The sequence below is a fragment of the Paenibacillus ehimensis NBRC 15659 genome (genome assembly GCF_004000785.1).
GTDB classification, from domain to species: Bacteria; Bacillota; Bacilli; order Paenibacillales; family NBRC-103111; genus Paenibacillus_G; species Paenibacillus_G ehimensis.
In genome coordinates, this window is sequence record NZ_BILX01000010.1 from 52,116 (window position 1) to 64,756 (window position 12,641).

11 protein-coding genes are annotated in these 12,641 nt (G+C 52.4%); 10 read left to right on the top strand and 1 reads right to left on the bottom strand.

The window, feature by feature from the left end:
- Nucleotides 1-99: 99 nt before the first annotated feature.
- The 8 genes from PEH01S_RS08360 to PEH01S_RS08395 all read left to right on the top strand — a co-directional run bounded on the left by PEH01S_RS08360 (nt 100) and on the right by PEH01S_RS08395 (nt 8,524).
- Entirely contained in the window at nt 100-750 is a 651-nt protein-coding gene (locus PEH01S_RS08360) for an RsfA family transcriptional regulator (RefSeq protein ID WP_025853441.1), read from the top strand.
- Between the two features lie 138 nt (nt 751-888).
- Complete coding sequence (locus PEH01S_RS08365; RefSeq protein ID WP_127484826.1) at nt 889-1,872, top strand: ketopantoate reductase family protein; 984 nt, start codon at nt 889-891, stop codon at nt 1,870-1,872.
- 38 nt (nt 1,873-1,910) lie between these two features.
- Nucleotides 1,911-2,306: a DUF3397 domain-containing protein gene (locus PEH01S_RS08370; RefSeq protein WP_127484828.1), complete on the top strand. Its 396-nt coding sequence runs from the start codon at nt 1,911-1,913 to the stop codon at nt 2,304-2,306.
- Between the two features lie 460 nt (nt 2,307-2,766).
- Nucleotides 2,767-4,431, top strand: a complete 1,665-nt coding sequence (locus PEH01S_RS08375; RefSeq protein ID WP_025853436.1) for a peptide ABC transporter substrate-binding protein — start codon at nt 2,767-2,769, stop codon at nt 4,429-4,431.
- A gap of 248 nt (nt 4,432-4,679) precedes the next feature.
- Nucleotides 4,680-5,615 carry an ABC transporter permease gene (locus PEH01S_RS08380; RefSeq protein WP_025853435.1) on the top strand — a complete coding sequence of 312 codons (936 nt, stop codon included), beginning with the start codon at nt 4,680-4,682 and terminating at the stop codon, nt 5,613-5,615.
- A complete protein-coding gene (locus PEH01S_RS08385; protein ID WP_025853434.1) occupies nt 5,615-6,529 on the top strand; it encodes an ABC transporter permease in 915 nt (304 codons plus the stop codon). The genes PEH01S_RS08380 and PEH01S_RS08385 overlap by 1 nt, the downstream gene beginning before the upstream one ends.
- Before the next feature lie 16 nt (nt 6,530-6,545).
- Nucleotides 6,546-7,571 carry an ABC transporter ATP-binding protein gene (locus PEH01S_RS08390; protein WP_025853433.1) on the top strand — a complete coding sequence of 342 codons (1,026 nt, stop codon included), beginning with the start codon at nt 6,546-6,548 and terminating at the stop codon, nt 7,569-7,571.
- Nucleotides 7,568-8,524 carry an ABC transporter ATP-binding protein gene (locus PEH01S_RS08395; RefSeq protein WP_025853432.1) on the top strand — a complete coding sequence of 319 codons (957 nt, stop codon included), beginning with the start codon at nt 7,568-7,570 and terminating at the stop codon, nt 8,522-8,524. Before PEH01S_RS08390 ends, PEH01S_RS08395 begins: the two co-directional genes overlap by 4 nt.
- Nucleotides 8,525-8,753: 229 nt before the next feature.
- Here PEH01S_RS08395 and PEH01S_RS08400 read toward each other — a convergent pair whose 3' ends face one another.
- Nucleotides 8,754-9,200 carry a hypothetical protein gene (locus tag PEH01S_RS08400; RefSeq protein ID WP_127484830.1) on the bottom strand — a complete coding sequence of 149 codons (447 nt, stop codon included), beginning with the start codon at nt 9,198-9,200 and terminating at the stop codon, nt 8,754-8,756.
- A gap of 482 nt (nt 9,201-9,682) precedes the next feature.
- On the opposite strand from PEH01S_RS08400, the gene bshC reads away from it, so the two are divergent.
- Both bshC and PEH01S_RS08410 read left to right on the top strand, forming a co-directional pair.
- Entirely contained in the window at nt 9,683-11,320 is a 1,638-nt protein-coding gene (gene bshC / locus PEH01S_RS08405; RefSeq protein WP_127484832.1) for a bacillithiol biosynthesis cysteine-adding enzyme BshC, read from the top strand.
- Nucleotides 11,321-11,358: 38 nt separating this feature from the next.
- On the top strand, nt 11,359-12,624 hold the full coding sequence (locus PEH01S_RS08410) for an adenosylhomocysteinase (RefSeq protein ID WP_025853429.1): 1,266 nt from the start codon (nt 11,359-11,361) through the stop codon (nt 12,622-12,624).
- The last annotated feature ends 17 nt before the right edge of the window (nt 12,625-12,641 follow it).

Genomic DNA, 12,641 nt, shown 5'->3' on the forward strand with positions numbered 1-12,641 from the left:
TATGAACTCTACCATGGGCATAGAGATAAAGTAACGCAGCATTTTATGCATCACGAACATAGATGCGGATGAACCTATTGGGGTTAGGAGGACGGCTTGATGACGGCAATCAGACAAGACGCTTGGAGCGAGGAAGACGATTTGATATTGGCGGAGGTGACGTTAAGACATATTCGCGAAGGAAGCACGCAGCTGTCCGCTTTCGAAGAAGTGGGCGAAAAAATAGGTAGAACCGCGGCTGCATGCGGCTTCCGCTGGAACAGCTTCGTCCGCAAGAAATACGAGGCGGCGATTCAGATCGCCAAAGCGCAGCGCCAAAAAAGGAACCAGCACCGCAAGCATGCGAGCGCGTTCGCATCCGTTGCGGGCAGCGGCATGGGCGGCCCTTTGGCCTCGGAAAGCGCGGTGCGCAGCGACGGTATCGTGGAAGAGTTGTCGATTGACGCCGTTATCCGCTTCCTGCGGCAGTGGAAAGGAAGCTATCAGGAAATGGTCCGGCACGTAAGGCAGCTTGAAAAGGAGCTGAACGAAAAGCAGGATGAGCTTGAACGGCTGCGCAGCCTCAACGACGAGCTAAGCCGGCAGGTCAGCGACGTTTCGACCGATTACCGCGTCGTGAACGACGACTACAAAGCGCTCATCCAGATTATGGACCGGGCCCGCAAGCTTGCTTTTCTGGCAGAGGAAGAAGAGGAAAGCAAAACGCGCTTTAAAATGGATGAAAACGGGAATCTGGAGCGGATCGAATAACCGGAACCGTCACATAAAAAGACAGGAGAAACCCCCGAGTCGGGCTGCCATCAGCACCCGTTCCGGGGTTTTTGTGCGTGTCCCGCATGTTTTTGCTATGATAGACTGAACAAACTTTTCATGCAAGGGGGAGAGAAGATGGGCCGTTTTACGGTAATTGGCGCAGGGGCGCTCGGAACGTTATTCGCAGCCAAGCTGTTTGAGGCGGGACACGAAGTGGAAGTCGTCGTCCGCCGTGCCGAGCGGCAAGCCGAAATCGAAGCCGCCGGACTGCGCTTGATCGATGCCGTGCCGGGACCGGAGGAAAAAGGTGCCCGCGCGGTGATTACCGCTTTTCCCCGCGTCAGCCTGTGGGAGGAAAAGGTAGCGTTCGGCGGAAAAGACGGGAGCGGGCCGCATTTTATCCTGCTTGCCGTGAAGCAGTCTGCAATAACCCGGGAGCTCGGGCTCGAACTCGGTCGGCGCATGTCCCCCTCGGCATGGATCGTCTGCTTGCAGAACGGTATCGGGCATCTGGAGACGCTGACTCCCTACGTGCCGGCGGAACGGCTGATTTCGGCCGTTACGACGGAAGGCGCGATGATCTCGGCCGCCGGAGAAGCCGTTCATACGGGGAGCGGCACGACCTGGATAGGGGCAGCAGGAGAGGAAAGAGCCGAGGTGTCGGAAATTGCGCAAAAAAATCTGGTTTATTGGCTGCAATTGGCAGGATTTAGCGCATCCGTGTCGAAAAACATCTCTAGTCGCATTTGGCAAAAGCTTCTTATCAATGCCGTCATTAATCCGCTCACCGCCTTGCTGCGGGTACCGAACGGCGAGCTTCTGAGTTTGCCGGAAGCCGGGGAGCTGATGCGTGCTTTGTACGAAGAAGGGGTTGCTCTGGCGCGTGCGCTTGACATCCGGCTGGAGCCGGATTTGTGGGAGCAGCTGTTGGAAGTATGCCGGCGGACGGCTAACAACCGTTCCTCCATGCTTCAGGATATGGCGGCCGGGCGTCGTACGGAGATCGATGCCATTACGGGTGGATTGCTGCGGGAGGCGGATCGCGGCGGAATAGCGCTTCCGACGCATCTTACCGTATACCGGCTGATCAAGGCGGCGGAAGCCGGATACCGGCCATGACGGCCGAACAATTATCGACTGAAATCGGGTGATATCGCTTGAGTGCATTGTTTGGATGGCTGCAGCAGCTTTATACGTTTCTTGCGCTCGTTCCGTTCGTAGCATTTTTCATCGTATGGGTTGCCGTGTACTATTATACGAAAGACAAACGCAGAGCCACGCATCTCAGTATGGATATCACCACGTTGTTTCTTATTGGCTCCGTTGCGTTCATGAGCCGGAATTTGTTCGACTCGGGGATGCTGCTGTGGACGATCGTGCTGCTGTTTCTCGTTGCCGCAGGCTTGCTTGGAAATATGCAAAACCGGCTTAAAGGGAAAATCGATCTGATCAAAATCGCCAGAACGCTGGGACGGCTTGGCTTTGTGCTGCTGGCGGCCTGCTATGTACTCCTGCTGTTCATCGGCATTGGCAAATATATGATCAACTCATAGAAGAGATGAAGGAATGAACGTACATAATTTGATGGAAGACGCGGCCTGCCTCCCAAGTACGTCTCAACGACAAAAAGGCGAGGTGTTTACCAAAGGCGGACAAAGTGCTGCATTCGGAACGCAAACCCGAGCCGGTAGAATGAATGAATAAAATGCTGCCATTTTTGAGAGCCTAATCCAAAAGGCTCCTTATTTTTTGTAATTAAACTACGGAAAGTGATATAATAATACTAAAAACTACAGAAAATGGCCGTATTCCAAAAATAAGACTAGATTTTATTAACCCCTGGTTGTATAATTTCTATTTGGTAACGGTTTCATCGTAGAGGGTCTTTACTTTTCCGCTAGAATCCTATATCATCAAAGGGTGTTATGTTAGGTGTGAATTCTGTGTCATGTTATATAACACGACAAGAATTAACATATACTTACATAAATTAAAAAGGAGGAAGTCATTTTCATGAAGTATAACAAGCTTCTTGTCCTGGCATCGGTTACCGCTATGCTTGGTACCACCGTTGCCGGCTGTTCAGGCAACACGGATAGCAATCAGCAAGCAGGGGGCGCAGACAATAAAAAAGCTCCGGCTCAAGAAATCAGAATCAACCTCGCGGCAGAACCGCCGGCGATCGATAGCTCCATCGCAACGACAAACCCTTCTTTTACAATTCTTAATGCGGTGAACGAAGGTTTGTACCGTTTGGATGCGGAAGGCAAGCCGCAACCGGGACTTGCGAAAGAGCTTCCGAAAATTTCTCCGGACGGCCTCGTATATACGATCACGCTTCGCGACGGTTTGACATGGGCCGACGGCTCCCCGCTGAAAGCAAGCGATTTTGTATGGGCTTTCCAACGCACTTTGGACCCGGCGACAAAAGCGAAATACGCGACCATGCTTTCCTGGATCAAGGGCGGAACCGCTTTGAACAAAGCGAAGCCGGAAGAAGTGGAAGCGAAAAAAGCCGAGTTGGGCGTAAAAGCAAAAGACGACAAAACGCTTGAAATTACTCTTGAAAGACCGGTTGCGTTCTTTACCGACCAATTGGCTAACCCGCTTTTCTTCCCGCAAAAGCCGGATTTTGTCAAAGCGCAAGGCGACAAAAACGGCGCAGATGCCGACAAAATTATCGGCGCAGGACCGTTCAAAATGGAAAAATGGGATCACGAGCAGCAAATCGTTCTCGTGAAGAACGACAAATATTGGGATGCTGCAAACGTGAAACTGGAGAAAGTAACCGTCAACGTGGTGAAAGACGCGAACACGGCCCTCAACATGTACGAGACGGACCAAGTCGATTTGACGGAGCTTCGCGGCGAGCAGGCTAAAGCTTACCAAGGCAAGCCGGACTTGACGCTGAAGAAAGAATTTGTAACAGGCTACCTGATGTTCCACAATTCGAAATTCCCGGCGTTTGCGAACGTGAAAATCCGTCAAGCTCTCGGCATGGCGATTGACCGCAAAGCCTACAACGAAGTTGTCAACGGGGGAACGTCCATTCCTTCGACAGGTCTGGTTCCGGTAACCGTTCTTGACGGCAACAAGCAGGAATTCCGCAAAGTAGCGGGTGATACTCAACCTGCTTACGATGTGGCAAAAGCGAAGCAGCTTCTGGCTGAAGGCTTGAAAGAACTGAACATGACTTCCTTGCCGAAATTCAAGCTGACGGCTGACGATACCGAAGGCGCGAAAAAGACGATCGAGTTCATTCAAGCTCAATGGAAGCAGAACCTCGGGGTTGAAGTCGACGGCGAGCCGCTGCCGTTCGCACTGCGCGTGAAAAACATGCAGGAAAACAACTTCGACGCTTTGTTTGCGCTGTGGGGCGCCGACTACAACGATCCGATGACGTTCCTTGACATGTGGTTATCCGATAACAAATCCTTCAACTATGTCGGATACAACAGCAAAGCGTATGACGATCTGGTCAAAGCCGCAGACAAAGAAGTCGACTTGGCGAAACGTTCGAAAATGCTGATTGACGCCGAGAAGCAGCTGATGGCCGATCTTCCGATTTCCCCGCTCTACTTCCGTACAAGACCTTACGCGAAGAAACCGAACGTAGAAGGCCTGGTTTTGCCGCCTATGTCCAAAGAGTGGGAGCTGAAGTGGGTTACCATTAAGTAATCCATTTCTCCGGATGAACCATAGTAAGTAGTGGCTGATTCGTCAACGAGGGGGCCGTTCTGATCTTTGGAACGGCTCCGATTTTTTCTGTAACGCAGTTCCCCTCTGTTCGGAGGAAGCGGAGCTGCTTCGCAAACATAGTCTTGCCTTGGATCGGTCTATGCTTGCGAAGCAGTTCGGCTGTTTCCAATCGAGCCTTTTCGAGCCTTGCTGCTTGTCCTTGTTTGAATTAGTTCAGGAGGTGTACCATGCTTCGCTATTTGCTGCGTCGTCTGGTTTATATGGTAATTACCTTGTGGTTGGTTGTCACCTTCACGTTCGTGTTGATGAAAAACTTGCCAGGGGATCCGTTTGGGGAAGATTCGCAAAAATTGACGATTGAGCAAAGAAAGCTGCTCTATGCTCAATACGGTCTGGACCAACCGATTTGGAAGCAGTACGTGAAATACATGAATAACGTGCTTCACGGCGATTTGGGCGTGTCCTTCCAGTTCCCGACGCGTAAAGTCACGGACATTATTCATCAAGCGTTCCCGGCTTCGCTGGAGCTCGGCTTGTGGGCATTGGCGATCGCGATTACGGTCGGATTGATTCTCGGCATTATCGCGGCTTTGAATCATAACAAGGGCCTCGATGTCACGGCGATGTTTACGGCAATTGTCGGTATCTCGATTCCATCCTTCGTTCTCGGACCCTTGCTGTCTTATTTTGTCGGCGTGAAGCTAGGCTGGCTGCCTCCGGGGATGTGGACAGGGGCGTCATCCAGGGTACTGCCTTCCATTGCCTTATCGTTCGGTACGATTGCAATCCTTGCCCGGCTCATGCGGACGTCCATGCTGGACGTGCTGAATCAGGATTATATCAAGACGGCGAAAGCCAAAGGGTTGTCTCAGCCCGCCATCGTTCTTAAGCATACAATCCGCAATGCGATCCTTCCGGTTGTTACCGTGCTGGGTCCTGTATTCGTCGGTTTGATCACCGGTACGCTGGTTGTGGAGCAAATTTTCGTCGTACCCGGCTTAGGGAAGCACTTTGTTCAATCCATTTATTCCAACGATTACACCATGATTACAGGATTGACCATTTTCTATGCGTTTATTCTTGTCATCGTGCTCTTTATTACCGATGTTGTCTACGGTCTGATCGACCCGCGCATTCGTTTGGTTAAGGGAGGTAGCAAGTAATGCAGATGTCCAAAGACCTGTTCCAGCCGGTTGTCCGAGAGCAAGTCGGCCGGGAAGCTGTCGTCCGCCCTTCCATGAATTACTGGCAGGATGCGTGGAGAAGACTCAAGAAAAACAAGCTGGCCATGTTCGGCATGACAACGCTTGTCATCATGATTTTGCTCGCTACGTTCGGACCGATTTTTTCGAGCTACGACTATGCGACGCAAAACTACGATATCAAAAACCTGCCGCCTTCCGCAGCGCACTGGTTCGGAACCGACGATTTCGGGCGCGACCTGTGGGTACGCGTATGGTGGGGAACGCGGATTTCGCTCGCCATCGGGATTATTGCCGCCCTGCTGGACCTCGTATTCGGAGTTATTTACGGGGGCGTTTCGGCCTACTACGGAGGCCGGGTGGACGATATCATGCAGCGTATTATCGAAATCATTCACTCCATCCCGTTTCTTCTGATCTCGATCCTGCTGATCATCGTTATCGGTCCGGGCTTCTTAACGATCATCATCGCTTATGCCATTACCGGTTGGGTGCCGATGGCGCGGCTGGTCCGCGGTCAAGTTCTGACCTTGAAGGAGCAGGAGTACGTGCTTGCGGCCAGAACGCTGGGCGCAGGAGGCGCGCGCATTATTTTCCGCCATTTGGTACCGAATGCGCTTAGCTTGATCATCGTGCAAATTACGTTTATCGTTCCTTCGGCTATTTTCGTCGAAGCGTTCCTGAGCTTTATCGGTCTCGGAATTCGCGTGCCGCTCGCTTCGCTCGGTTCGCTGTTGTCCGACGGGGCCAACTCGATTCGTTATTTCCCGCACCGGGTTATTTTCCCGACGATTGTTTTCAGCTTGATCCTGATGAGCTTCAACCTGCTCGGTGACGGCCTTCGCGATGCGCTCGATCCGAAGATGAGGAAGTAAGGAGGGTGCCCAAATCATGAGCAAAAATATATTGGAGGTTCGCGACCTCAGAGTATCGTTTCGCACCTATGCCGGTGAAGTGCAGGCCGTTCGCGGCGTTTCCTTCGACCTCAAAAAAGGGGAAGTGCTTGCCATCGTAGGCGAATCCGGCTGCGGCAAATCGGTTACGGCCCAAACGATTATGCGGCTCATTCCGACGCCTCCGAGCATGATCAAGAGCGGATCGATCAAATTCGACGGCAAAACGGAAATTACCAAAATTTCAAATAAAGAAATGGAAAAAATCCGCGGCTCCGAAATGGGAATGATTTTCCAGGACCCGATGACTTCGCTTAACCCGACGATGACGATCGGGAAGCAAATCGCCGAAGGGCTCATTAAGCATCAGGGCTTAAGCGCAAGCGAGGCGCGGAAGCGTGCCGTCGATATTTTGAGAATGGTCGGCATTTCCAATCCGGAAGGCCGGATCAGCCAATATCCTCACGAATTTTCCGGCGGGATGCGCCAGCGCGTCATGATTGCGATCGCGCTTGCCTGCAATCCGAAGCTGCTTATTGCCGACGAGCCGACAACGGCGCTAGACGTAACGATCCAGGCGCAAATTATCGAGCTGATGAAGAAGCTGTCCGAGCAGACGCATGCCTCAATTATCGTGATTACGCATGACCTTGGGGTCGTTGCGGAAATGGCGCAGCGCGTTATTGTCATGTATGCCGGCAAAGTCGTAGAGCAGGGCACGGTAGATGAGCTGTTCTACGATTCGAAACATCCGTATACCTGGGGCTTGCTTCGTTCCGTTCCGCGTCTGGACCAAGATAAGGACGGCGAATTGGTGCCGATTCCGGGAACGCCGCCGGACCTGTTTGCCCCGCCGAAAGGCTGCGCTTTTGCCGCGCGTTGTCCTTACGCCATGAAAGCCTGTCTGGAAGTCGATCCTGAGCATACGAAGCTTTCCGAGACGCATTCGGCGGCCTGCTGGCTCCTGCATCCCGATGCGCCTAAAGTAGAGCGACCTGTAGAAGCTGGAGGTGCGGCACGATGAAGGGCAATCCAATTTTGGAAGTACGCGATTTGCAAAAACACTTTCACTTGGGCGGCGGCAAAACGTTAAAAGCCGTTGACAAGCTTAATATTTCGATCGCCCGCGGTGAAACGTTCGGCTTGGTGGGCGAGTCCGGCTGCGGCAAGTCGACGGCCGGACGCACGATTATCCGTCTCTATGAAGCGACGGGCGGCGAAGTGCTGTTCAATGGCGAGAACGTGCATAAGCTGCGCGGAAACAAGCTGCAGGAGTTCCGCCGTCATATGCAGATGGTGTTCCAAGATCCGTACGCCTCCTTGAACCCGCGGATGACGGTCGGCAACATTATTGCCGAAGGACTCGACATTCATGGCCTTGCCGACGGCAAACAGCGCAAGCAGCGCGTAAGCGAGCTGCTTAATGCGGTAGGTCTGAACGAGGAGCATGCGAGCCGCTTCCCGCACGAATTTTCGGGCGGACAGCGTCAGCGGATCGGCATTGCCCGGGCGCTGGCGATCGAGCCTCAATTCATCATTGCGGACGAACCGATTTCCGCGCTGGACGTGTCCGTTCAGGCGCAGGTCGTCAACCTGTTCAAGAAGCTGCAAAAAGAGCGCGGTCTGACCTACCTGTTCATCGCGCACGATCTTGCGATGGTGAAGCATATTTCCGACCGGATCGGTGTGATGTATCTCGGCAAGCTGGTCGAGGTGACGACCTCCGAGGAGCTGTATGCGAATCCGCTGCATCCTTACACGCAATCGCTGCTGTCCGCGATCCCGATTCCGGACCCGGAGGTGGAGCGTACCCGCGAGCGGATCATTCTGGAAGGCGAAATTCCAAGTCCGCTGAATCCGCCGAGCGGCTGCCCGTTCCGAACCCGCTGCCCGAAGGCGATGCCGGAATGCGCGGCAAGCATGCCGGAGTTCAAGGAAGTTCAACCTGGTCACTTTACAGCCTGCCATTTATATTAACCTTGGGAGCCTCTGCATGTGCAGGGGCTTTTTAACTATAACGAAACGATCCGGAGCCGTCGGATGTTTGAGCTGCCGCAAGTCGATAAGTAGCTTGCGAGAATTAAAGTTAAAGCCGCATAAGTAGGCTTGAAAAAAGGACTGGGGTTTACAGGAGAGCTTTTGCTTCCCGGTAGAACCCAGTCCTATTTTTAATCCGCATCATATATCGGTAAAATGGTCCATTCGTTTAAGCTTTTTTCGGCAATAACGGAATGATGGCCTCTTTTTTGGTTTTGTTTGTTTTTAAGGAGTAAGTAACTGTTAAAGAAAAGTGATCTGTTTTAAAATAATTAGCGGGAATTTCCAGAGTAGTGGTTAGGTCTGACTTTTCATTAATTGCTGTTGATTCTACTGTTAAGCAATTTTGTTGATCAAGTTTAGCTGAAGGTTGTTTTTCATACGAAACAAAAGAGCCGCAATCCGCATAAATATTCATCTCCTCATTTGTCTTGTTAGTAATTCTTATTTTTGCTTTGAACGATGAATCCGTTGGCGTGCCCTGTGCTTCAGCGGTGATATGGATGAAATCATTGTCGTACACCCCAGTATAATGGGTATTCCATCCATTTATAACATGATTGCTGCATCCTGCCTGCAGAGATAGAATAATAAGCGCGATCAAAAAAAGTCTCATTAAATCTCCTGTGTTTTTTTTAAAATATTAGGTAACATGGGAAAATAATTCATGCTGACTGCTTCGATGTATGTGAATTACCTAACTTTATGGAAATTAATTTTTTGTGTTAATAATTAATAAGTTATTTCTATCGAGTAATTGAGAGCATCATTAAAGGAACGTACTGCAAGAATATATTGACCTCCAGCTGGATTGCTTAAAGCGATACTATCTTGTGGTATCGATTCCATAATTGGTTTTATTTTATAATAAAATACTCATTTTGTAAATTGAAAGAGAAGAAAGTAATAAGTTTTGAAGAGCAACCCTTTTTTGCGCTTGGTCTCAGGTCAATTGGCCTCTTTTTATCTGAAGATAATCAAGTAAGAAAAAAAGTAGTTCTTTTTGACGATTTCTCGGATCACGTGTAAAATAATAATGCTTATGTTGTTTACAAACCAGAAGTGACTTACATTTTAAAAGGAAGGGTGGCGGGCGGATTGCGGATAGAAATAATGCAGTGGGACTCCGGCCAACCTTTGGCAGGCGATTATACGGACCGTTTCGAAAAAATAAGCGCGTTTTTCGATTACAATCCTTCGAATGCCGACTGTTGGGAAGCGCGAGCGGCTTGGATCGACCGCGAGCGGATTCATGGAGCGGACCGCCGGCGGCTTGCAGAGACGCTTCGCCGGTTCAACGAACGGGCCGGGGCTTCGCCTGAAGCGCTTCGTTCGATCGAGCTGCTCAAGGATTCCCGTACGCTGTGTATCGTAGGAGGCCAGCAGGCCAGTTTGTTTACCGGACCGCTGCTTGTTATATACAAGGCGATTACGCTGATTAAGGCGGCCCGAGAAGCTTCGGAGAAGCTGGGCCGACCGGTGGTGCCGGTATTTTGGATTGCCGGAGAGGATCATGATTTTGACGAAGTGAACCATGTGACGGTTCTGGCGGCGGATCAGCAGCTCCAGAAGATCAAACTGCAGCATCCGACCGGCTTGCGCACCTCTGTCAGCCGTACGCCCATCTCGCCGGAGCAGTGGAGTGAGGCGCTGGACGCCCTTGAGCAGACGCTTATGCCTACGGAGTTCAAGGAGGGGGTGATGGAAACGCTGCGTTCGTCGATCGAGGGGGCCGTCTCTTTGACGGATAGCTTTGCGCGTCTTCTCTCTGCTTGGTTCGGACGGGACGGGCTCGTGCTGGTCGATTCGGACGACCCGGAGCTGCGGCGGCTTGAAAGCCCGATGTTTCGCCGATTGGCGGAGCAAAGCGGCTCCATTAACGAAGCGCTGCTGCGGGGGCGAGACAAGCTGCGGACAGCGGGATACGCGCCGCAGGCAGAAGTTTCCGACAATGGCGCGAACTTGTTCGTCTTCGACGAACAAGGCGAGCGCATCCTGCTTTACACGGACGGAGAGGGCGGCTACACGGACCGCAAAGGGGAGCGCCGCTATAGCCTGGAGCAGCTTTTGCAATGGGCTGAGGAGGCCCCGGAGCGGCTGAGCAACAACGTGATGACGCGGCCATTGATGCAGGACTATTTGTTCCCCGTTCTTGGAACCGTATTGGGACCGTCGGAGATCGCTTATTGGGCGCTGACGCGCGAAGCGTTTCATACGCTAGGGATGCGGATGCCGATCGTTCTCCCGCGCTTGGGCTTCACTATAGTGGAGGGGACGATCCAGAAAAACATGCAGAAGTACGGGCTTGGCATCGACGATGCGCTGTACCGCTTGGAAGAAAAGCAGCAGGCTTGGCTTCGGGAGCAAGACCAGCTTCAGCTGGAAGCCCGTTTTGCCGAGGTGAAAGAGCGGTTTCGCGCCAGCTACGAGCCGTTGATCGGAGCGATCGCCGCCATCAATCCCGGATTGCAAAAATTAGGCGAGACGAATCTGGGGAAAATTATCGAGCAAATCGATTTCTTGCAGCACAAAGCGGATGACGGCCTTCGTTCGCAATACGAGGCGGGGCTCCGGCAATTTGCCCGCATCGGGCAATCCTTGCTCCCTGACGGCAAGCCGCAGGAACGGGTGTACAATCCGTTGGCGTATTTGAACAAATACGGCGACGGCTGGGTAAGGGAACTTGTCGATTGGCCTTTGCCACTGGACGGGAAGCATCGTATATGTTACATGTAATACATAAAGAAATTATGATCCAAGGAGGACGTTAACACATGGCAAGTACGATCGACCGCAGCATTATCCGCGACATTGCGCTCGCGCCGGAAGGACATTTGAAAATCGATTGGGTCAACGCTCACATGCCAGTGCTTAACCGCATTCGCGAGCAATTCGAGAAGGAGCAGCCATTTAAAGGGCTGAAGGTCGCCATTTCGCTTCATTTGGAAGCCAAAACGGCGTATTTGGCTAAAGTGGTGCAAGCCGGCGGCGCCGAGGTGACCATTTGCGGCAGCAATCCGCTGTCGACGCAGGACGATGTATGCGCGGCTTTGGTAGAGGACGGCATCACGGTGTTCGCGAAGTATAACCCGGAGCCAAAGGAATACAAGGAACTGCTGATCAAGACGCTTGAAACCGAACCGGATCTGATCATTGACGATGGCGGAGACCTGGTGACCATTCTCCACTCCGAGCGCAAAGACCTGCTCAAAAACGTGCGCGGCGGCGCGGAAGAAACGACGACAGGCATTCTTCGTCTGAAATCGCTGGAGAAGGACGGTCAGCTCCAATTCCCGATGGTTGCGGTCAACGACGCATTCTGCAAATATTTGTTCGATAACCGTTACGGTACCGGCCAATCCGTTTGGGACGGCATCAACCGGACCACGAACCTCGTCGTTGCGGGGAAAACGGTCGTCGTCGTCGGCTACGGCTGGTGCGGCAAGGGCGTGGCGATGCGCGCCAAAGGACTCGGTGCCAACGTCGTCGTGACGGAAATCGACGCGATCAAAGCGGTTGAAGCTTACATGGACGGCTTTGCGGTTATGCCAATGAGCGAAGCGGCCAAGGTGGGCGATTTCTTCGTCACCGTAACGGGCAACCGGGACGTCATCCGCGGAGAGCACTACAAAGTCATGAAGGACGGAGCGATTTTGTCCAACGCCGGTCACTTCGACGTGGAAGTCAACAAACCGGAGCTGGAGGCTATGGCCGTATCCGTACGGACGGTTCGCCGCAACATCGAGGAGTACACGCTCCAAGACGGGCGTAAGTTTTACATTTTGGCCGAGGGACGACTTGTCAACCTGGCTGCAGGCGACGGGCATCCGGCGGAAATTATGGACATGACGTTCGCGCTTCAGGCGATGTCCTTGAAGTACGTGAACGAGAACTACAAGCAAATCGGCCGCAAGGTCGTCAACGTGCCTTATGAGCTGGATGAGCAGGTGGCCCGCTTCAAGCTGGCTTCCCTTGGCATCGGTATCGATACGCTGACCGAAGAGCAAAAAGCATATTTGGACAGCTGGGCGGAGCATTAATCCGCACCCGGCTTTCG